This window comes from Streptomyces nymphaeiformis, from assembly GCF_014203895.1.
In the GTDB taxonomy this organism is placed as follows: Bacteria; Actinomycetota; Actinomycetes; order Streptomycetales; family Streptomycetaceae; genus Streptomyces; species Streptomyces nymphaeiformis.
This window is the reverse complement of record NZ_JACHJY010000006.1, coordinates 72,657-93,893: the sequence shown is the minus strand read 5'-3', so window position 1 is coordinate 93,893 and position 21,237 is coordinate 72,657. Positions and strand designations below refer to the sequence as shown.

Sequence of the window (21,237 nt, the reverse complement as noted above, 5' to 3'; positions counted from 1 at the left end):
CTTGTGACAGTCCCGGCCTGTGAGCTCGCTGCCCGTCCGCAGTAATGTGGCGGCCTCGGGGGGCCGACACTGCATGGAGGGGTAAAGAACAGTGAACCTGCGCGACCTGGTGTACGGGCTCTACGCACGCCGGGTGGAAGGCCGCCTCGACCACACCCAGGTGCCCAAGCACATCGGGGTCATCCTCGACGGGAACCGTCGCTGGGCCAAGGCGTCCGGCGGGACCCCCGAGCAGGGACACAAGGCCGGCGCGGACAAGATCCAGGAGCTGCTCGGCTGGTGTTCCGAGACGGACGTCGAGGTCGTCACGCTCTGGATGCTCTCCACGGACAACCTGAACCGCCCCGAGGAGCAGCTCGTCCCGCTGCTCGGCATCATCGAGAACGCCGTGCGCGCGCTGGCCGCCGACGGCCGCTGGCGGGTGCACCACGTCGGCACGATGGACCTGCTGCCCTCCCGTACGCAGTCGGTGCTGAAGGAGGCCGAGGAGGCCACCCGCACCAACACCGGGATACTCGTGAACGTCGCCGTGGGCTACGGCGGCCGGCAGGAGATCGCGGACGCCGTCCGCTCGCTGCTCCTGGAGCACGCGGAGCGGGGGACGAGCTTCGAGGAGCTCGCCGAGATCGTCGACGTCGAGCACATCTCGGAGCACCTCTACACGCGCGGTCAGCCCGACCCGGACCTGGTGATCCGCACCAGCGGCGAGCAGCGGCTGTCCGGATTCATGCTGTGGCAGAGCGCCCACTCCGAGTACTACTTCTGCGAGGTCCACTGGCCGGCCTTCCGGAAGGTCGACTTCCTGCGCGCGCTGCGCGACTACGCGGCCCGGCACCGGCGCTACGGAACCTGAGCGCCGTCACGGAACCCGGGCGCCACGGGACCCGGGCACCACGGAACCCGGGCGCCACGGGACCTGACCTCGCAGTCGGCCATCCCCGGTCGGAACCGATCATCTCGTGTTCATGAACACGTCGTCATATGCCATGGCATGGCAGTGGGTGTTCGAGGGCATATCCCCAGTGAAGTGAGCGGCACGGAGACCGCCACCCGGGAGGCCCCTTGCACCAGGACGACCGTGCGGGACACGTACGGGAGAAGCGGAGGGCCGTGGTTCGGCCCGCGCATCGCGGCCTGAGCCCGGTCCCATTCCGCAGCGACACCGGTTCCGTCGCACCCCGACCTCACAGGGGTCTTCAGAGGGGGTCTGTCCTTCCGTGGTGACCAGCACGAAGCGCCGCCTTTCCGACCGGCGCACCTATGTTCTCGACACCAGCGTCCTGCTGGCCGACCCCAACGCCGTCTCGCGCTTCGAGGAGCACGAGGTGGTGCTCCCGATCGTCGTGGTGACGGAGCTGGAGGCCAAGCGGCACCATCCCGAACTCGGCTACTTCGCCCGGCAGGCGCTGCGCCTGCTCGACGACTTCCGGGTCCGGTACGGACGCCTCGACGCCCCCCTCCCCGTCGGGGAGCTGGGCGGCACCCTGCGTGTCGAACTCAACCATTCCGACCCCGGCGTCCTGCCCGCCGGCTACAGGTTGGGGGACAACGACTCACGGATCCTCGCGGTCGCGCGCAACCTCCAGGCGGAGGGGTACGACGTCACGGTCGTCTCCAAGGACCTGCCGCTGCGCATCAAGGCCTCGTCGGTCGGGCTCCTCGCCGAGGAGTACCGCGCCGAGCTCGCCATCACGGACGCCAACGGCTGGACCGGGATGTCCGAGCTCGCCCTCTCCGGCGAGCAGGTGGACCTGCTCTTCGAGCAGCACACGCTGTACGTGCCGGAGGCCGCCGAGCTCCCGGTCCACACGGGACTGGTGCTCCAGTCCGAGCGCGGCAAGGCGCTCGGCCGGGTCACCGCCGAGGGCAACGTGCGGCTCGTCCGCGGCGACCGGGAGGCCTTCGGGCTGCACGGCCGCAGCGCCGAGCAGCGGATCGCGCTCGACCTGCTCCTCGACCCGGACGTCGGCATCATCTCCATGGGCGGCCGGGCCGGCACCGGCAAGTCCGCGCTCGCGCTCTGCGCGGGCCTGGAGGCGGTCCTGGAGCGCCGTCAGCACCAGAAGGTGATGGTCTTCCGCCCGCTGTACGCGGTCGGCGGCCAGGAGCTCGGATACCTGCCGGGCAGCGAGTCCGAGAAGATGAGCCCGTGGGCCCAGGCGGTCTTCGACACGCTGTCCTCGGTCGCGAGCCGCGAGGTCATCGAGGAGGTGCTCGGCCGCGGGATGCTGGAGGTCCTGCCGCTCACCCACATCCGGGGCCGCTCCCTCCACGACGCGTTCGTCATCGTGGACGAGGCCCAGTCCCTGGAGCGGAACGTCCTGTTGACCGTTCTGTCCCGCATCGGGGCGAATTCGCGGGTCGTGCTGACCCATGACGTCGCCCAGCGCGACAACCTCCGGGTCGGCCGGTACGACGGAGTCGTCGCCGTGGTCGAGAAGCTGAAGGGGCATCCGCTCTTCGCCCACGTCACCCTCACCCGCTCCGAGCGCTCCCAGATCGCCGCGCTCGTGACGGAGATGCTGGAGGACGTGTCGATCTGACCGGTTCGTACCCTTCTGTAGGGGTACGGGAGTTGGCGCCGCCCGGCAAAGCGCAGGAGCTTAGCCGGGCGGCGCCCTGCTGTCGCCGGTATCCGCCAAATCCCTTGCGTCCACCCAGGTGTGAGCTTTCACACGCAACACGGAATTGCCTTGCGGCGTCGCCGTCCGGCAGAGTCTTGCTTCCGTCAGGCCCCGCATACGGCACACGTGCACCCTCAAGGGTGCGCACCGCACCACACAACTCCACAGCCGTCGCCGTATGCCGCCCACAGCACCACGGGCCCGTGTCTTCTGTGACCCCGTACGTCGGAGACCAGTGCCAGGGGCAAGATTTCGCCCGCGTGGTCACCTGTGCGGGCGTGCTGGAAGGAAACCGTGTGAGCCGGATCTCGGTCCGGGGATTCGCGGTGGCTTCGGCCACTGCGGTCACCACTGTCGGCGCCATCGCCGGTGTTGCCACGGGCAACACCGCCCAGGCCTCGGACGACAACTTCGAAGCCACCGCGGCCGACACCACGCTGCTCGCGGACATCCCCGCGGGGGAGCAGGCCCAGGTACAGGTCTCCTCCCTCTCGGAGCAGGCCGACGCCCAGGCCGCCGCGGCCGACGCCTCCCTGAAGAAGTCCGCGGAGGAAGCGGCCCGCATCCGCGCCGCCAAGGACGCCGAGGCGAAGAAGGAGGCCGCCGACAAGGCCGCCGCCGAGGCCAAGGCCGAGAAGGAGCGCAAGGAGGCCGAGGAGCGCGCCAACCGTTCCTCCATCCGCAGCGCCAGCTCCTTCGCCGCGCAGGGCTCCTACAGCATCGCCGAGGTCAAGGCGATGGCCCGGCAGATGATGCCGTCCGACCAGTTCTCGTGCTTCAGCAACATCGTGGAACACGAGTCCGGCTGGAACTACCGCGCGACCAACGCCTCTTCGGGCGCCTACGGTCTCGTGCAGGCCCTCCCCGGCTACAAGATGGCCTCCGCCGGCGCCGACTGGCAGACCAACCCCGCCACCCAGATCAAGTGGGGCCTCAACTACATGGACGGCCGCTACGGCAGCCCGTGTGGCGCCTGGTCCTTCTGGCAGGCCAACCGCTGGTACTAGTACCGCGCTCAACCTCCGAGAGCCCCTCGCCGTCCTACGGTGGGGGGCTTCTTGCGTGTAGGTTCCCGAAGAGGAACGGGCGGGGTGGGACCTGCGGGGGAAGGAGAAAGAGATGTCCAGAGTGCCAGGGTTGCTGGGTCGGCTCGGCGAGAGCCTGAGCCGCATGGGTGAACGCCTCGACGAGCGCCGGGCCGAGGCGGAACGGGACGATCCGCTCGACCCCCCGTACGCGACCCCGCACGAGGTCCCGCACGAGGCTCCGGCTGCCCCCGCACCGCCGGACGTCACCCCCGAGAGCGCCGCGCCCCTCCCGGAGGCCGAGACCGCCACGACCGCCGAGCCCGGCCGCTCCGTCCCCGCGCCCCCCTCCTACGCACCGGCCGTCGCCGCCCGCCCCGACCCCGCCGCCGCCATCCCCTGGGGCCTGCGCGTGGCCGCCGAGGCGGGCGTACGGCTGCTCGTCCTCGCCGGCACCGTCTGGGTGCTGATGAAGGTGATCAGCTCCGTCCAGCTGGTCGTCCTCGCCTTCGTCGCCGCGCTCCTCATCACCGCCCTGCTCCAGCCCACCGTCGCCATGCTGCGCCGCAAGGGTCTGCCCCGCGGCCTCGCCACCGCCGTCACCGCCGTCTCCGGCTTCGTCGTCATGGGCCTGGTCGGCTGGTTCGTGGTCTGGCAGGTCATGGACAACGTCGACAACCTCTCCGACCGCGTCAAGGACGGCATCGAGGAGCTCAAGCACTGGCTGCTCGACAGCCCCTTCCACGTCACCGAGCAGCAGATCAACGAGATCGCCAAGAACCTCAGCGAGGCCATCGGCGCCAACGCCGAGCAGATCACCTCCGTCGGGCTCCAGGGCGTCACCGTCATCGTGGAGGCCATGACCGGCATCCTGCTCGCCATGTTCTGCACCCTCTTCCTGCTCTACGACGGGAAGAAGGTCTGGGAGTGGACGCTCAAGCTGGTGCCCGCCCAGGCCCGGCCCGGCGTCGCCGGCGCGGGGCCGCGCGCCTGGCGCACCCTCACCGCCTACGTGCGCGGCACGGTCCTCGTCGCCCTCATCGACGCCGTCTTCATCGGCCTCGGACTCTGGTTCCTCGACGTGCCGATGGCCGTCCCGCTCGCCGTCTTCATCTTCCTCTTCGCCTTCATCCCGCTCGTCGGCGCCGTCATCTCCGGCGCCCTCGCCTGCGTGGTCGCCCTCGTCACCAACGGCGTGTTCACCGCCCTCATGGTGCTCGTCGTCGTCCTCGCCGTGCAGCAGATCGAAGGCCACATCCTCCAGCCCTTCATCCTCGGCCGGGCCGTCCGCGTCCATCCGCTCGCCGTCGTCCTCGCCGTCGCCGCCGGCGGCCTCACCGCCGGCATCGGCGGCGCCGTCGTCGCCGTGCCCCTGGTCGCCGTCCTCAACACGGTCGTCGGCTACCTGCGCGCGTACACCACCGAACAGGCCCTCCGCAGCACCCCCGAACCGCGCGGCGCGACGGCCTTCGCCGTGGCGCCGGTCCCCGCGCCGGGCGCGATCGAGGCGGAGGCCAAGTGATATCCGAGCCGGAGCTCGAGGGCGGCGAGGAGTTCGACGCCCCGGAGGTGCTCACCGAGGCACCGCCGCCGCGCCGGCCCCGGCCCCGCAGCCCCTGGCTGTGGGCGCTCGGCGGCGCGGTGCTCGCCTCGGCGGTGTGGGGCGGGGGACTGTACGCGTACGGGCAGAGGAAGGAACCGGGCGTCGACCTCGGCGGCTACCCGCAGGAGGTGAAGCTCTGCGAGGTGGCGAAGCTGAAGGCGCTCGGCGGGATCCTCGGGAAGCGGAGCCAGGACGGCGTCGGGCCCGAGCTGGACGATCCGGCGGTGTACGAGTCGTCCTGCGAGACCACCTTCGGCCCGCCGGAGTCGGGGTACAGCGCCTCCCTCACGTACACCCTGCACAAGGCGACGGACCCGGGGCCGGAGTTCGCGGCACGGTCGAAGTACTACGACCTCACCACGCCGATAGGCGGCCTCGGGGAGGCGGCCTTCTTCGACGGCCGCGGGGGCGAGGGCGGGGAGATGCGGGTCCTCGACGGCCAGGTCGAGATCGCGCTGAACGTCTACCGGCAGTACAGCACGGACGCGGACGGGAACCCGCTCGGCGATTCCAAGCCGCTCGACCTCACGGGGATCGACGTCCCGATGACCCAGGACGTGCTGGCCGTCATGGCGGCGCTCAAGAAGTGACGGAACGACGGAAGGGCCCCGGGGCGCGAAGCCCCGGGGCCCTTCTCGTACGGACGTGTCCTACTCGGCGAGGACCGCTTCCGCGTCGAGCGTGACGCCGACCGCCTGGATCACCGCGGCGATCTTGACGGCCTCCTGGATCGTGGCGCGGTCGACACCGGCCTGGCGCAGGACCTGCTCGTGCGAGTCCAGGCACTGGCCGCAGCCGTTGATCGCGGAGACGGCCAGCGACCACAGCTCGAAGTCGACCTTCTCGACGCCCGGGTTGCCGATGACGTTCATCCGCAGGCCGGCGCGCATCGTCCCGTACTCGGGGTCCGACAGCAGGTGCCGGGTCCGGTAGAAGACGTTGTTCATCGCCATGATCGCGGCGGCGGACTTGGCGGCCTGGTACGCCTCGGGCTTCAGGTTCGCCTGGGCCTCGGGCTCCAGCTCCTTGAGCACCTTCGGCGAGCGCGAGGCGATCGCGCAGGCGAGGACGGTGCCCCACAGCTGCTGCTGCGGGAGGTCGCTGTTGCCGATGACCGAACCGAGGTTCAGCTTCAGGTCCTTGGCGAAGTCCGGTATGGCGGACTTCAGTTCGTCGAGAGCCATGTCAGGTCCGCCCTTACTCGCCGGCGAGGAGGGCGGCGGCGTCGAGGGTGCCCTCGCCCTTGTTCCAGTTGCACGGGCAGAGCTCGTCGGTCTGCAGGGCGTCGAGGACCCGCAGGACCTCCTTGGGGTTACGGCCGACGGAGCCGGCGGTCACCATCGTGAACTGGATCTCGTTGTTCGGGTCGACGATGAAGACGGCGCGCTGGGCGAAGCCGTCCTCGCCCTCGACGCCGCAGTCGCGCATGAGCTCGTGCTTCGAGTCGGCCAGCATCGGGAAGGGCAGGTCACGCAGGTCGGCGTGGTCCTTGCGCCAGGCGTGGTGCACGAACTCCGAGTCACCGGAGACACCGAGGATCTGGGCGTCACGGTCGGCGAACTCGTCGTTCAGCTTGCCGAACGCGGCGATCTCGGTCGGGCAGACGAAGGTGAAGTCCTTCGGCCAGAAGAACACCACGCGCCACTTGCCCTCGTAGGCCTTGTGGTCGATCTGCTCGAACTCCTTGCCGCTCTCCAGCGACACGCAGGCGGTCAGGTCGTAGGTGGGGAACTTGTCACCGACAGTGAGCACGCGCTCTCCTTGCAGACAGGAAGGGTCCCTTTTGGGGTCTTCCGTGGGGGTTGGACGTCTCACATACTGGCACGGGGTGCATTGATCAGTGAAATAGCTAGACTCGGTCATGTTGATCGAAGGTGGTTATCAGTGGTTTCCGTCCGGCGCACGAAGCAGCCCAGCATCTCCCAGCTCAGGGCCTTCGTGGCCGTCGCCGAGCATCTGCACTTCCGTGATGCGGCGGCCGCCATCGGCATGAGTCAGCCCGCGCTCTCGGGCGCTGTTTCGGCTCTCGAAGAGGCACTCGGTGTCCAGCTTCTCGAGCGTACGACGCGGAAGGTGCTGCTCTCGCCCGCGGGGGAGCGGCTCGCCGTGCGGGCGCGGACCGTCCTCGACGCGGTGGCGGAGCTGATGGAGGAGGCGGAGGCCGCCCAGGCGCCGTTCACGGGGGTGCTGCGGCTCGGGGTGATCCCGACCGTGGCGCCGTACCTGCTGCCCACCGTCCTGCGGCTCGTCCATCGCCGCTATCCCGAGCTCGACCTCCAGGTCCACGAGGAGCAGACCTCCTCGCTCCTGGAGGGGCTCGCCGCCGGGCGGCTCGACCTGCTGCTGCTCGCCGTGCCGCTCGGGGTGCCCGGAGTCACCGAACTTCCCCTCTTCGACGAGGACTTCGTGCTCGTCACCCCGGAGGGGCACCCGCTCGCCGGGCGGGACGACATCCCGCGCGAGGCCCTCAAGGAGCTCCGGCTGCTGCTCCTCGACGAGGGGCACTGCCTGCGCGACCAGGCCCTCGACATCTGCCGGGAGGCCGGTCGCACCGACGGCGCCGAGGTCACCACCACCGCCGCCGGGCTCGCCACGCTGGTGCAGCTCGTCGCCGGCGGCCTCGGGGTGACCCTGCTGCCCCGCACCGCCGTGACCGTCGAGACCGCCCGTAACACCGCCCTGTGGACCGGGGGGTTCGCCGAACCCGCGCCCTCGCGGCGGATCGCCCTCGCGATGCGGACGGGCGCGGCCCGGCACGCCGAGTTCGAGGAGCTGGCGGAGGCGCTGAGGGAGGCGATGGGAGGGCTTCCGGTGCGGGTGGTGGGAGCGGGCGCCTGACGCGTACGAGGGAAACGGGTGAAGGGCGGGGGTCCTGACACCCCCCGGTGCCAGGCGCCCCCGCCCCTTCTCGTACGCGCGAACGACGGGTTACTCCGTCCTCAGTCCGTCCGCCCGCATCAGCCGCCACAGCACCGGCATGCTCAGCAGCGTCACGGTCGCGATCAGACCGAGGCCGATCCCGACGACGGGCAGGAAGCCCCACCAGTCCTGGACCTGCTGGCCGCCCATCTTCAGCAGGACGACGCCCAGGCCGAGGCCGCCCGCCACGGCGAGGACGAGGCCGAGGACGATCGGCACCGCCGTCTGCCACAGCACCGACCAGCTCAGGGTCGAGCGCCGGGTGCCGAAGGCGACGAGCGAGGAGAGCAGCCGCTTGCGGTCCCTGAGCTGTTCCAGGGTCGCGACCAGGAGCGAGGCCGCCACCAGGAGCATCGTCAGGGTGGAGCCGACCAGGATGCCGGTGCGGACGCTGGAGAAGGCCGCGTCGCGCTCGGTGTCCTTGAGGGTGCGCACCCAGGCCGTCGGGTCGATGGCGTCCGCCGTGTTCCGTACGAGGTCGGCGGCGTCGGGCACGGCCGGGTCGAGGCGGACCATGACCTGGGCGCGGGGATCGTCGAGGACGGCTCCGGCGAGCGCCTTCGGGGTGGCGAGGACGCCGTACTCGTACATGCCCGTCGGATCCGGGCGGGAGTCGACGGTCCTGGCGTCGGCGGGGACGCGCCACTGTGCCGGGGCGCCCTTCGCGCCCTTCGGGGAGCTCGGGTGCGGGTGCGGGTCGCTCAGGGCCACCATGGCGCCGGGCCGGACGGCCTTGGTGACGAAGGCGTCGTCCGGGTTGCCCTGCTTGCCGTGCGCGAGGAACACGAAGACGTCGCCGTCGGTGCAGGAGGGCAGCGTGGCGAACTCCCCGAGGGAGGCGCAGTCGCCGACCCGCAGCGCGACCATCGGCGAGAACTCCTCGCCCTGCTTGAGGGGACCGGGCCGCCACACGTGCGACTCGACGACGCCGATCACGCCGCTGACGCCCTCGGTCCGCCGGACGCGGTCGATCTTCCCGCGGGCGTCGTCCGCGTTCCCGGCGTCGAAGCCGAGCGCGATCTGGGCGCGGGAGGTGTCCTCGCCGCTGTACTGGGTGAACTGGGTCTCCATCGCCTGGAAGAGCATCTGGAGGGCGATCGCGCCGGTCGCCGCGACGACGATGCCGCTGACCGCGCGGGCGGCCGTGCCGCTGCTCAACTGGAGCCTGCGGACGGCGAGCTGCCAGGCCACGGGGCCGCCGCGCAGTCGCTTGACGCCCGCTTCGACGAGCCACGGCAGGAGCGTGGTGAGGCCGACGAGGACGAGCGTCGTGCCGGCGGCGACGCTCAGGCTGTCGATGCTGGTCTGGCTTATCTGTACGTCGCCGATGAGCGGGACGAGGAAGGCGGTGCCGGCCGCGAGGAGCAGCAGTCGCCACCACAGCCGGCGGCGGCGCGGGGTGGAGGTCCTTACGACGCCGAGGGGCTCGATCACCACCCCGCGCAGGGCGAAGAGGGTGACCACGACCGAGGCGACCGGGACGACGGCGAGGACGAGCACGGCGAGGCCGGTCATCGGTACGACGTCGGCGGGGTAGGCGTTGACGTCCCAGATGGTGAAGGTGCCCGCGAACTGCCGGGCCGCCGCGAAGAGTCCGAGGCCCACGAGGAGGCCGAGGAGCGCGCTCGCGAGGGACTCGCCGGCGGCGATCCGCCGGGTCATGGCGGTGTCCGCGCCGATGAGGCGGAGCGCGGCGAGGCGCCGGTCGCGCTGCTCGCCGCCGAAGCGGACGGCGGTCGCGACGAAGACCAGTACGGGCAGGAGCAGGACGACGCAGGCGACGACGACGAGGAGGATCAGGAACGCGTTCATCGGTTCCTCGGGCACGGACCAGCCGTAGCGGGTGCCGCGTCCGTCGAGGTTGTCGGCGTTCAGGAAGTCGACGTGGGCGACGTACCGGAGTTCGGCGGGGCCGATGAGTCCGGCGGGGCCGATCGTGCCGACGACCTCGTAGGGGAGCCGCTTCTTGAGCAGGGCGCCCTCGGGGGAGTCGAGCAGTTCGCCGAGCGCGGGGGAGACCAGCATCCCGCCGGTCTCGGGGAACGAGGACGCGCCCGGCGGGACCGGGGGTGCGTCGCCCTCGGGCTGCAGCAGCAGACCGCTGATGGCCTGGTCCCGGTAGACCGTGGGTCGGCCGAGGTGGAGAAAGGAGTCGGGGCGGGGCGAGGTGACCTGCTCGCTGCCGTCGACGGCGCGGACCGCCTCGCGCACCTCCCGCTGGAAGAGCATGTTCGGGAAGGAGGCGGCGAGCAGCAGCAGGGCCACGCCGAAGCCGACGCCGGTGGCGGTGAGCAGGGTGCGGAGCAGGCCGGAGCGGCCGCCGGTGACCGCGAACCGGGCGCCGAGCGTCAGGTCGCGGGCCCAGGTGCCGAGGCTCATGCGGCCCACTCCGTGTCCCGTACCGAACCGTCCCGGACGACGACCTCGCGGTCGGAGTACGCGGCGACCCGGGCCTCGTGGGTGACGAGGACGACGGCGGCGCCGGTGTCCCGGGAGGCGTCGGTGAGGAGCCGCATGACCCGCTCGCCGTTGAGGGAGTCGAGGGCGCCGGTCGGCTCGTCGGCGAAGATCACGCGCGGGGCGGTGACGAGGGCGCGGGCGACGGCGACGCGCTGGCCCTGGCCGCCGGATATCTCGCCGGGGCGCTTGCCCGCGAGGTCGTCGACCTCCAGGCGGGCGAGCCACTCGACGGCCCTGGCCTCGGCGGCCTTGCGCTTCTCGCCGTTGAGGCGGAGGGGGAGGGCGACGTTCTCGACGCAGGTCAGCTCGGGGACGAGCTGGCCGAACTGGAAGACGAAGCCGAAGTCGGTGCGGCGCAGGGCGCTGCGCGCGCCGTCGGAGAGCGCGGTGAGTTCGCGTCCGTCGTAGGTGATGGTGCCGGCGTCGGGGCGCACGATTCCGGCCAGGCAGTGGAGGAGCGTCGACTTGCCGGAGCCGGAGGGGCCCATGACGGCGACGACCTCGCCGGCCCGGAGGGCGAAGTCGGCGCCGGCGAGCGCCGGGGTCGGGCCGTAGGCCTTGTCCAGGCCGGTCGCGCTCAGGAGCGGGGCGGAGGTCATCGGCGAATCTCCTCGGCGAGCGCGTCGAGGCGGGCGGCGGTCAGTTCCAGCCAGCGCAGGTCCGCCTCCAGGTGGAAGAGGGCGTGGTCGCAGATGAGCTGGTCGGCGAGGTCGCCGTCGCGCTTGCGCCGGGTGAGCTCGCGCATCAGGCGCAGGTGCTCGGCGCGCTGGGTGTCGAGGATCTCGGCGGCGCCGCGGCCGGTGAGCAGGGCCAGGACGACCTTGGTGTAGAGCGTGGACTGGAGGTACGGCTCGGGCTTCTCGGGGGTGGCGAGCCACTGGGCGACATCGGTGATGCCGGCCTCGGTGATCGCGTACCGCTTCCGCTCCGGGCCGCCGCCGGCCTCGATGCCGTCGACGACCACGAGGCCGTTCTTCAGGAGCCGGGACATGGTCGAGTAGACCTGGCCGTAGTGGAGCGGCCGGTCCTGGCCGAACTTCTCGTCGAAGGCGCGCTTGAGGTCGTAGCCGTGGCGCGGTCCGGACTCCAGGAGCCCGAGGAGGGTGTGACCGATGGACATGGAAGCAACTATACATGGCGTGTATACGTGTGATGTATAGCTGGCGATGCGACCGGGTGTGACTAAGTGGAATCAGCCCCTCACGCAACCATCCGGCCCGTGTGAGCGTCGGTTCCTCTGGACGTGGGTGCTGATTCTCACGTCCGGAAAAGACGTGATCGGTTGTCCTTTGTCCGCCTCGTCGGTGTTAGCTGACTTGCTGAGCTGATCCGGCGTGGACGGGCTCAGCGCCGAGGGCGCCGGACACAAGACGAGCGGAGCGACTGGACACATGGGCCGACCGGACAAGGGAAAGGCGAAGAAGCGCGGCATACGGCGCCTCTTCACCTGGAAGAAGATCCTGGGCACCTTCATCGTGTTCTGCATGCTCGGCATGGGTGCCCTCTACGTCGTCTACCTGCTGGTCCCGGTGCCGTCGGCCAACGCCGAGGCGACGATGCAGAGCAACATCTACAAGTACTCCGACGGCAAGATCCTCGCCCGCACCGGCAAGATCAACCGTGAGATCGTCGGCCTCGACAAGATCCCGCTGCCGGTCCAGCGCGCCTTCGTCGCCGCCGAGAACAAGACCTTCTACAAGGACAACGGCGTCGACATCAAGGGCACCACCCGCGCCGCCTGGAACACGATCACCGGCAAGGGCAAGCAGGGCGGCTCGACGATCACCCAGCAGTACGTCAAGAACTACTTCCTGAGCCAGGACCAGACGGCGACCCGCAAGCTCAAGGAAATGGTCATCGCCCTCAAGGTCGACCAGAAGATGAGCAAGAGCGACATCCTCGCCGGCTACATGAACACGAGCTACTACGGCCGCTCCGCCTACGGCATCCAGGCCGCCGCCCGCTCGTACTACGGCGTCGACGCCACCAAGCTCACCACCGCCCAGGGCGCCTACCTCGCCTCGCTGCTCCAGGCGCCCAACCAGTACGACTGGACCTCCGCGAGCACCACCGGCCGCAAGCTCGTCGAGGACCGCTGGAACTACGTCCTCGACAACATGGTCGGCGAGGGCTGGCTCAGCCCCTCCGAGCGCGCCGGCATGAAGTTCCCCGTCCCGCAGAAGCCCAAGCCCGCCCCCGGCATGGAGGGCCAGACCGGCTACATCGTCGAGGCCGCCAACCAGGAGCTGATGCGCCAGGGCGTCAGCGAGGAGGACATCAAGGCCGGCGGCTGGACGATCACCCTCAACGTCGACGAGAAGAAGCAGAAGGACCTCGTCAAGGCGGTCGACAAGCAGCTGGAGGCCAAGCTCGACCGCAAGGGCGACAAGAAGCAGGCCACCGTCCAGGCCGGCGCCACCTCCGTCGACCCGAAGACCGGCGCGGTCGTCGCGCTGTACGGCGGCGTCGGTGCCACCGAGCACTGGATGTCGAACGCCACCCGCCGCGACTACCAGCCCGCCTCCACCTTCAAGCCGATCGTCCTCGCCTCCGCCGTCGACAACCACGCGACCACCCAGGACGGGCGCCGGATCGGCCTCGGCACCGTCTACGACGGCACCAGCAAGCGGCCGGTCGTCGGCAGCCCCATCGACTTCGCGCCGGAGAACGAGGACGACGAGAGCTACGGCCCCGTCACCGTCCAGAAGGCCACCAACAGCTCGATCAACTCGGTCTACGCCCAGATGATCGTCGACGTCAGCCCGGCCAAGGCCAAGAAGACCGCCCTCGCGATCGGCATGAAGGACGGCGCGGGCTTCCCCGAGACCCCCGCCATCTCGCTCGGCACCATGGGCGCCTCGACCATGGACATGGCCGGCGCCTACGCGACGCTCGACAACCACGGCAAGAAGGTCACCCCGACCCTGGTGAAGACCGCCGAGCACAAGGACCGCACGGTCAAGGGCGCCCAGCCGATCGGCGGCCAGGTCATCAGCCGCGAGGCCGCCGACACCGCCACCCAGGCCATGACGGGCGTCGTGCGGAGCGGCTCCGGCTTCCGCGCCGCCGGCGACTACGAGGCCGCCGGCAAGACCGGCACCTCGGAGAACAACCGCTCCGCCTGGTTCGTCGGCTACACGCCCGAGCTCGTCACCGCCGTCGGCCTCTTCGGCGAGGACGAGAAGGGCAACCAGGTCACCCTCACCGACACCATCAACCCCGGCCGCGCCAACGGTGGCCGCACGCCCGCCCAGATCTGGGGCGACTACACCGAGCGCGCGCTGAACGGCGGCTCGGACGCCAGCTTCGACCTGGAGACCGAAGGCGGCTCCTCGGACGGCACGGCGCCGGACCCGACGGCGACCACCGAGGCCCCGACGGAGGAGCCCAGCGACGAGCCGACGGAGACCCGGGAGCCGACGGCCCCGCCGACCACGACGGCCACCACGCCGCCGCCGACGGCGACGACCGACCCCGCCACCACGCCGCCGCCCACCCAGGAGCCGACGGCGACCCAGGAGCCGACGGCCCCGCCGACGTCGATCCAGCCGCCGGACGCCGGCGGCGACCCCGGGCTCAACGGCACCACCCGTCCGCCCCGCTGACGACACGACCGAAGGCCGGACCCCGAGAGGGGGTCCGGCCTTCGGTCGTACGGGAGCAGGCTCGTACGGACGGGCTCAGGTACGGGTGGACAGCTCGAACCAGACCACCTTGCCGCCCGAGAGGCGCGTCGCCCCCCACCGCCGGGCCAGCCGGTTCACCAGGAAGAGTCCGCGCCCGCCCTCGTCCGTGTCCCGCGCCCGTCGCTGCCGGGGCAGCTGCGGGGAGTCGTCGCCGACCTCGCAGCGCAGCACGTCCGTCCGGAGCAGCCGCAGGGTCACCGGACGCTCCGCGTACCGCACGGCGTTCGTCACGACCTCGCTGATCAGCAGCTCGACCGAGTCCGTCAGCTCCTCCAGGTCCCAGCGGGCCAGCGCCCGCCGGGCGAGCCGCCGGGCCCGCCCCGGTGCCGCGTCCTCCGGCTCCAGGAACCAGTACGCCACGTCGCTCGGCGCGATCCCGTCGAACCGGGCCGCGAGCAGCGCGATGTCGTCGTCCCGGTCGCCGGGGCCCAGCATGTCGAGGACGTCGTCGCAGAGCGCCTCCAGGGGCGGCGAGTGGTCCGGGCCCGTCAGCTGCGCGGTCGCCGCCAGGCGCTCCCGCAGCTGCTCGATGCCCGTCCACACGTCCCGCAGCCGCGACTCGACGAGACCGTCCGTGTAGAGCAGCAGCGTGGCGCCGGCCGGGGCGTCCAGCTCGACCGCCTCGAAGTCCACCCCGCCGACCCCGATGGGGGCGCCGGGCGGCACCCGCAGGACCTCGGCGCGGCCGCCCAGGTGGAGCAGTATCGGCGGCGGATGGCCGGCGTTGGCGACGGTGATCCGGTGCGAGACCGGGTCGTACACCGCGTACATGCAGGTCGCCATGCGGTTCTCGCCGAGGCGCTGCGCCTGCTCGTCCAGGTGGTGCAGGACCTCCTGCGGGGGCAGGTCGAGCCCGGCCAGGGTCTGCGCGGTCGTGCGCAGCTGGCCCATGATCGCCGCCGAGGTCATGGAGTGGCCCATGACGTCGCCGACGACCAGGGCGACCCTGCTGCCGGGCAGCGGGATCGCGTCGTACCAGTCGCCGCCGACGCGGGCCGTCTCGGCCGCCGGGAGGTAGCGCGAGGCCAGCTTGACGCCGGTCGGCTGCGGCAGCGAGTCCGGCAGCATCGTCCGCTGGAGCTCGTCCGCGATGTACGCCTCGCGGCCGTACAGCACGGCCTTGTCGATGCCGAGAGCGGTGTGCGTGGCCAGCTGGGCCGCGACGAGCAGGTCGTTCGGCTCGAAGCCGGCCCGCTCGGGGCGGCGCAGGAACACGGCGGCGCCGATCACCCGGCGCCGGCCGCGCAGCGGCGCGAGGACCGCCCGCAGCCCGCCGGGCAGCGGGTGCTCGGGGCCCAGCAGCTCGGCCAGCGCCGTCTTCGCGGCCGCGGAGTCGCCGAAGACCGGCCGCACCCCGCGCAGCACCTCGGCCAGCGCCCCGCCGGACCGCACCTCGCAGAGTTCGGCCGCGGGGGTCGGATCCGGATCGGGTACGAGGACGAGCTCCTCGCCCTCCAGATCGCTTAACCGCAGCCGGTCGGTGCGGCGCAGCCGCAGCACGAACGGCGCCACCGGGCGCTCGTCGCCCACCGGGAGCGGGTCGCGGAGGTAGACCAGGATCTCGTCGGAGAAGGTCGGCACGGTGGCCCGGCACAGGCCGAGGACGATCTCGTCCAGGTCGATGCCGCGCGCGATGCGCCGGGTCGCGGCGCCGACGAACCGCAGCCGGTCGCCCTCGCGCCGGGCGGATCCGTCCCCGCCGCGGGCCTCGCCGCCCGGACGCTGCGGGGAGACGGCGACCGCGACGGCACCGGGGTGACCCGTGCCGGCGGAGGATCCGGGCGCGTCGGGGTGGCCCGCACCGCCGGGCGCGCCGGGGTGACCCGTGACGTCCGCGGTGCTCGGGTGGTCCGTGCCGCCCGCCGTGTCGGGGTGGCCCGTGCCGCCGGGGGCGCCCGTGCCCGCGGGGGCCGGTCCCGTGGGCTGCGCGGGAACGTCGGGGCCCGGGGTCGCGGGGGCCGCCGGGCCGCCCGGCACGTCGGAGGGCAGGCCGGCCGCCGCCTCCTGGCGAGGGCGCGCGCGTTCCTGCGACCGGGCAGCCAGGGGCTGCCGGCCTTCGTGGGAGGTGGGATGCTCCGTCACGCGTGGGATTCCGTCCGTCCGGGCCGGTGGTGCGATGCACTCGCTCTTCTCGCCGATGCCGCGCCTTCGCGGGGGATAAACCCCTCGTACGCAGCGGATCTGGACGTTCCGCGAGCTGCGGCAACGGCAGGGGGCGCAACACCCGGGCACACGTCCGGCACTGCTCTCCCCCTCTGGATGACTTCTGGTCAGGTCCTGTGCTGTGCTGAGTCGTTGACGTGCTGGTCGGTCGGTCTGACGTGGTGTCCGGTCGGTCTCTGCCGTGCGGAGGACGATCCTACGTTTGAACCCCTGGGGCGCATCAAGGGTCTCACGGCGCCGTGTGCGCCGGAGTGCGATCCCAGTCCGCCGGAAGTTCCGGAACCGGCCATCCCGGATCGGGCCGCCAGTCCTCCCAGCGGTCCGCGAACGGCGTCCCCCACGCCTTGATCCGCTCCACCGCGCGCTCCCCGGCCGCCCGCACCCCGGCGGCCTGCGCCGCGCTCATCAGGCCGGACCGCTGGGCCTGCGCGAACTCGTCCTCGTCCCGCCAGAGCCAGCTGCGGTCGGGGTAGACGGAGATGTCGAGGAAGTGGTCCTCGGAGTCGAGGCCGCCGGACCAGCGGGTCCGCGGCTCCTCCAGGTTCACGTACCAGCTGCGGAAGCGCCAGCCGCGCTCCCAGAACAGCCACACCGACCACGGCTCGCCGGGCCGCGCCAGCTTGAGGACGCCGCTGCCGGCCCAGCGCGCGCGCTCGGTGGTGCGCGGGGCGGTGTAGCGGGTGGCGAGCGGCTCGTCGTGGACGGACGTGCCGTCGGCGAGGACGGGCCGGACGCACTCGGTGCCGGGTGCCATCCAGACCGCGAGCAGCTCGGGCGTGTCCTGCACGACCGTCACCGGCCGGCAGATGTGCACCGCGCCGGTGCCGTTGCCGCGGTAGCGCCAGAGGATGTGGTCCCCCGGCGCCCAGTGCTGTGAGCCGCCCGATCCTGTCATGCGCAGATCTTAGGGGCGCGCTCCCACGACCGCTGCGGCACAGATCACGGAGACGTCGGCTACCGGTCATGGAGGAATCGGCTACCGGCCGGTCGCCACCGGCCGGTCACCGGCGGGTGCGCTCGTCCTACGGGCGCGTCATCCGCAGCACGTCCAGCGCCTCGTCCAGCTGCTCGACGGTGAGGTCGCCCCGCTCGACGTAGCCGGACTCCAGGACCACCTCGCGGATGGTCTTCCGCTCGGCGAGGGACTTCTTGGCGACCTTGGCGGCCTCCTCGTAGCCGATGTACTTGTTCAGCGGGGTGACCACGGACGGCGAGGACTCGGCGTACTCACGGGCGCGCTCCGCGTTCGCGGTGATCCCGTCGACCGTGCGGTCGGCGAGCAGCCGGGAGGCGTTGGCCAGAAGCCGTACGGACTCCAGCAGGTTCTTCGCCATCACCGGCAGCATCACGTTGAGCTCGAAGTTCCCGGCCGCGCCCGCCACCGCCACCGTGGTGTCGTTTCCGGTCACCTGCGCGGCGACCATGAGGACCGCCTCGGGGATCACCGGGTTCACCTTGCCGGGCATGATCGAGGAGCCGGGCTGGAGGTCGGGGAGGTTGATCTCGGCGAGGCCGGTGCGGGGGCCGCTGGCCATCCAGCGCAGATCGTTGGCGATCTTGGTGAGGGAGATCGCGATGGTCCTGAGCTGGCCGGACGTCTCCACCAGGCCGTCGCGGGCGCCCTGGGCCTCGAAGTGGTCGCGGGCCTCCGTCAGCGGCAGCCCGGTCGCGCGGGCGACCGCGGCGATGACGGCCGCGGAGAAGCCGGCCGGGGTGTTGATGCCGGTGCCCACCGCCGTGCCGCCGAGGGGGAGCTCCGCGAGCCGGGGGAGGGCGGCGCGCAGCCGCTCGGCGCCGTACCGGACCTGGGCCGCGTAACCGCCGAACTCCTGGCCCAGGGTGACCGGGGTGGCGTCCATCAGATGCGTACGGCCGGACTTCACCACCGACGCGAATTCGGCTGATTTTCGCTCAAGAGAGGAGGCCAGGTGGTCGAGGGCGGGGATCAGGTCGCGGGTGACGGCGGCGGTGGCCGCGATGTGGATGGAGGAGGGGAAGACGTCGTTCGAGGACTGCGAGGCGTTGACGTGGTCGTTGGGGTGGACCTCGCGGCCCTCGGGGAGCCGCTCGGTGGCGAGGGTGGCGATCACCTCGTTGGTGTTCATGTTGGACGAGGTGCCCGAGCCGGTCTGGAAGACGTCCACCGGGAAGTGCTCGTCCCAGCGCCCCTCGGCGACCTCCCCGGCCGCCGAGACGATCGCCTCGGCGCGGTCCTTGTCGATCACCCCGAGCTCGGCGTTGACCTCGGCGGCGGCCGCCTTGATCCGGGCCAGGGCCTCGATGTGGGCGCGCTCCAGGCGCTGTCCGGAGATCGGGAAGTTCTCCACGGCGCGCTGGGTCTGGGCCCGCCACTTGGCGTGCGCGGGGACCCGTACCTCGCCCATGGAGTCGTGTTCGATCCGGTAGCCGTCGACGTCGTTCATGTTCCTCAGCCTCTCTGAACTCTCCGAAAAAGATGAGCACTTGTCTTGTTCGATGTATTCCCAAGGCGCGTACCGGCCAGTAAAAACCGTGGGTAACCCCACTTCCAGGAGGCGCAGTGAAGCGCACCAGGTCCAGACTCCGCTGGCCCGTCGCGGCCGTCGCCGCCGCCGCGGCGGCCCTCGGCAGCATGACCGCAGCCGCCCCCGCCGGCGCGGTCGACACGAGCACCGCGGCCGGAATCACCTCCGTACCGCTCTCTCCCGAGCTGGAGGCGATCCGGGCCGCCGAGGCGACCAAGATCTACGGCAGCCCCGAGGAGCGCCCGCTCGCCCAGCGCAAGACCGGCCTGATCTCGCTCGGTGACAGCGAGATCTCCGGCGAGGGCGTCGGCACGTACGAGTCGCCGACCAACGGGCCGACCAACTGGTGCCACCGCTCCCCGGACGCCGCCATCCACCGCACCGGGATCCCCGCGGACCTCACGTTCAACGTGGCCTGCTCCGGCGCGTACACCGGCAACATCCGGATCGGCGGCTCCAAGCAGTACGCCGACGAGCTCGTCCAGAGCGACAACCTCGCCGTCAAGGCCCGCAACACCCGGATCAAGATGGTCCTGCTCGTCGCCGGCGCCAACGACGACCTGCAGTTCGGACCGGTCATGACCGACTGCGTCCAGCGCTTCGTCCTCAGCCAGGGCACCTGCGAGCCCAAGTACGCCCCCGGCTGGCAGGCCCGCGTCGACGCGCTCGTCCCCAAGGTCGAGCAGACCGTCCGCGACCTGAAGACCGTCATGCGCGACGCCGGATACGCCGACGGCGACTACAAGCTCGTCGTCATGGGCTACCCCAGCCCGATCGGCCCCGACTTCTACGACAACCCGAACTTCCCGGGCAAGCTCGTCTGCGGCGGCATGGGCTACGACTCCGACACCAAGTGGGGCCGCAACAGCGCCGTCCCCGCCTTCGAGCGCGGCATGCGCACGGTCGCCGCCGACACCGGCGCCGTCTTCCTCGACAACTCGCGGCTCTTCAACGGCCACGAGGTCTGCATGGAGGACACCTGGGCCCGGGGCCTCTACATCGACCTCTCCAAGCCCGGCGGCCTCGACGAGAACTCCGTACGCCAGTCGTTCCACCCCAACAGGAGCGGCCACGGCGCCTTCGCGTCCTGCCTGACCCAGATCTACAACTCGGGTCTGCGCGAGGCGAGCTGCGCCGACGTCAACTCCTCCGGTACCCCGACGCTCTTCCCGGTCGCCTGGGACGACGCGTACAAGCCGCTGAAGAACCAGGCGACCGGCAACTGCCTGGACGTCAACGCGGCCGAGTCCGCCAACGGCACCGGCGTCCTCGGCTGGGACTGCCACGGCGGCCGCAACCAGGGCTGGTGGTACGACTCCGCCCGGCAGACCCTGCACACCCAGCTCACCCAGGACCGCTGCCTGGACGTGCCCGGCGCCGCCTACCAGGCCGGCAAGGCGCTCATCATCTGGAACTGCAGCGGCGCCGCCAACCAGAAGTTCGTCCGGGACGGCGCGACCGTCCGCCCCGCCGCCGCGACCGGCCTCTGCCTCACCCAGAGCGCGGCGAAGGAGCCGATCCGGCTCCAGAACTGCGACGGCTCCGCGAACCAGAAGTTCGTGTAAGGGCCTCCCTGTACGCCGTGGCCCCTCGTCCGGTGCGGGACGGGGGGCCACGGTCACGTCTCACCCTGCTCTCGTCGTGCTCTTCGCCAGCTCGTACGCGGGGAGCATCGCCCGGTGCTCGTCGGTGTCGAGCCCGCCGAGATGGACGATGACCGTCCCCCCGGGGGTGGCGACGGCGAAGGCCCGCTCCTCCTTGTCGCGCACGGAGTACGTCACCTCGGTCGCGGGCAGCGCGCCCGCCCTCGTCTCCCGGAAGGCGACGGCCGAACTCCCCTTCTCCGCCCGTACGAAGCCTTCGAGCGCCGCCCGGGCCGGGCCCTTCGGGGCCGTCCACACCCGCAGGTAGCCGATGTTCCCCGTCGGCTTGGCGTCGACCTCGCAGCGCACGACGGCCGGGCCCTGCCGGGTGAGCGCGGCGAACTCGGGGTTCTCGGGGTCCTTGACCGCCTTCGGTTCCCAGCCCTCCGCGAGCGCGAAGGACACGGGCAGCGCGCAGGCCGACCCGGAGCCGCCGAGCGTGGCCGCGGCCTCGGCGGCGGGGGCCGGGGCGGTGGTCTTCCGCGGGGCGGCGCCGGCCGCCCGGTCGTCGGGCTCCGGGGCGGTGCCGCAGGCGGTCAGCAGCAGCCCGGCCGCCACCAGGGCGGGGACGGCCGTACGCATCGCTCGTGCTCTCTCTGGCATGGCGCCA

At 71.6% G+C, this 21,237-nt stretch carries 17 protein-coding genes; 8 read left to right on the top strand and 9 right to left on the bottom strand.

The window, feature by feature from the left end; translation table 11 throughout:
- Positions 1-91: 91 nt before the first annotated feature.
- The 5 genes from GGE06_RS20965 (at position 92) to GGE06_RS20945 (ending at position 5,842) form a co-directional block, all read left to right on the top strand.
- On the top strand, positions 92-853 hold the full coding sequence (locus tag GGE06_RS20965) for an isoprenyl transferase (RefSeq protein ID WP_116159087.1): 762 nt from the start codon (positions 92-94) through the stop codon (positions 851-853).
- A gap of 364 nt (positions 854-1,217) precedes the next feature.
- Positions 1,218-2,543 (top strand): RNA 5'-3' helicase PhoH2, encoded by a 1,326-nt coding sequence (gene phoH2, locus GGE06_RS20960; RefSeq protein ID WP_116159086.1) that lies wholly within the window; start codon positions 1,218-1,220, stop codon positions 2,541-2,543.
- A 377-nt stretch (positions 2,544-2,920) separates the two neighbouring features.
- Positions 2,921-3,631 (top strand): aggregation-promoting factor C-terminal-like domain-containing protein, encoded by a 711-nt coding sequence (locus GGE06_RS20955; protein WP_116159085.1) that lies wholly within the window; start codon positions 2,921-2,923, stop codon positions 3,629-3,631.
- Between the two features lie 112 nt (positions 3,632-3,743).
- Positions 3,744-5,171, top strand: a complete 1,428-nt coding sequence (locus GGE06_RS20950) for an AI-2E family transporter (RefSeq protein WP_116159084.1) — start codon at positions 3,744-3,746, stop codon at positions 5,169-5,171.
- Positions 5,168-5,842 carry a hypothetical protein gene (locus tag GGE06_RS20945; protein ID WP_116159083.1) on the top strand — a complete coding sequence of 225 codons (675 nt, stop codon included), beginning with the start codon at positions 5,168-5,170 and terminating at the stop codon, positions 5,840-5,842. The genes GGE06_RS20950 and GGE06_RS20945 overlap by 4 nt, the downstream gene beginning before the upstream one ends.
- A 60-nt stretch (positions 5,843-5,902) precedes the next feature.
- On the opposite strand, the gene GGE06_RS20940 is transcribed toward GGE06_RS20945, so the two are convergent.
- Positions 5,903-6,436: an alkyl hydroperoxide reductase gene (locus GGE06_RS20940; protein WP_030222466.1), complete on the bottom strand. Its 534-nt coding sequence runs from the start codon at positions 6,434-6,436 to the stop codon at positions 5,903-5,905.
- A gap of 13 nt (positions 6,437-6,449) precedes the next feature.
- Positions 6,450-7,004 (bottom strand): peroxiredoxin, encoded by a 555-nt coding sequence (locus tag GGE06_RS20935; RefSeq protein ID WP_116159082.1) that lies wholly within the window; start codon positions 7,002-7,004, stop codon positions 6,450-6,452.
- Between the two features lie 132 nt (positions 7,005-7,136).
- Here GGE06_RS20935 and GGE06_RS20930 point away from each other — a divergent pair, with 132 nt between their 5' ends.
- Entirely contained in the window at positions 7,137-8,090 is a 954-nt protein-coding gene (locus tag GGE06_RS20930) for a LysR substrate-binding domain-containing protein (RefSeq protein WP_116159081.1), read from the top strand.
- 90 nt (positions 8,091-8,180) lie between these two features.
- Here the strand turns inward: GGE06_RS20930 and GGE06_RS20925 are convergent, their stop codons facing one another.
- From GGE06_RS20925 to GGE06_RS20915, 3 genes are read right to left on the bottom strand one after another with little or no spacing between them, the layout of a single operon-like run.
- Positions 8,181-10,550 (bottom strand): FtsX-like permease family protein, encoded by a 2,370-nt coding sequence (locus tag GGE06_RS20925; RefSeq protein WP_184931447.1) that lies wholly within the window; start codon positions 10,548-10,550, stop codon positions 8,181-8,183.
- Complete coding sequence (locus GGE06_RS20920) at positions 10,547-11,230, bottom strand: ABC transporter ATP-binding protein (RefSeq protein ID WP_116159079.1); 684 nt, start codon at positions 11,228-11,230, stop codon at positions 10,547-10,549. Before GGE06_RS20920 ends, GGE06_RS20925 begins: the two co-directional genes overlap by 4 nt.
- On the bottom strand, positions 11,227-11,751 hold the full coding sequence (locus GGE06_RS20915) for a PadR family transcriptional regulator (protein ID WP_030692793.1): 525 nt from the start codon (positions 11,749-11,751) through the stop codon (positions 11,227-11,229). The genes GGE06_RS20920 and GGE06_RS20915 overlap by 4 nt, the downstream gene beginning before the upstream one ends.
- Positions 11,752-12,022: 271 nt before the next feature.
- On the opposite strand from GGE06_RS20915, the gene GGE06_RS20910 reads away from it, so the two are divergent.
- Complete coding sequence (locus GGE06_RS20910) at positions 12,023-14,236, top strand: transglycosylase domain-containing protein (RefSeq protein ID WP_184931446.1); 2,214 nt, start codon at positions 12,023-12,025, stop codon at positions 14,234-14,236.
- A gap of 75 nt (positions 14,237-14,311) precedes the next feature.
- Here GGE06_RS20910 and GGE06_RS20905 read toward each other — a convergent pair whose 3' ends face one another.
- From GGE06_RS20905 to GGE06_RS20895, 3 genes are all read right to left on the bottom strand, one after another.
- On the bottom strand, positions 14,312-16,399 hold the full coding sequence (locus tag GGE06_RS20905) for an ATP-binding SpoIIE family protein phosphatase (RefSeq protein WP_184931445.1): 2,088 nt from the start codon (positions 16,397-16,399) through the stop codon (positions 14,312-14,314).
- A 310-nt stretch (positions 16,400-16,709) separates the two neighbouring features.
- Entirely contained in the window at positions 16,710-17,375 is a 666-nt protein-coding gene (gene fomD, locus GGE06_RS20900; RefSeq protein WP_116159076.1) for a cytidylyl-2-hydroxypropylphosphonate hydrolase, read from the bottom strand.
- A gap of 127 nt (positions 17,376-17,502) precedes the next feature.
- A complete protein-coding gene (locus tag GGE06_RS20895) occupies positions 17,503-18,903 on the bottom strand; it encodes a class II fumarate hydratase (protein ID WP_116159075.1) in 1,401 nt (466 codons plus the stop codon).
- A 116-nt stretch (positions 18,904-19,019) separates the two neighbouring features.
- On the opposite strand from GGE06_RS20895, the gene GGE06_RS20890 reads away from it, so the two are divergent.
- A complete protein-coding gene (locus GGE06_RS20890; protein WP_116159074.1) occupies positions 19,020-20,549 on the top strand; it encodes a ricin-type beta-trefoil lectin domain protein in 1,530 nt (509 codons plus the stop codon).
- Positions 20,550-20,609: 60 nt separating this feature from the next.
- Here the strand turns inward: GGE06_RS20890 and GGE06_RS20885 are convergent, their stop codons facing one another.
- Positions 20,610-21,230 (bottom strand): lipoprotein, encoded by a 621-nt coding sequence (locus GGE06_RS20885; RefSeq protein ID WP_184931444.1) that lies wholly within the window; start codon positions 21,228-21,230, stop codon positions 20,610-20,612.
- Between the last annotated feature and the right edge of the window lie 7 nt (positions 21,231-21,237).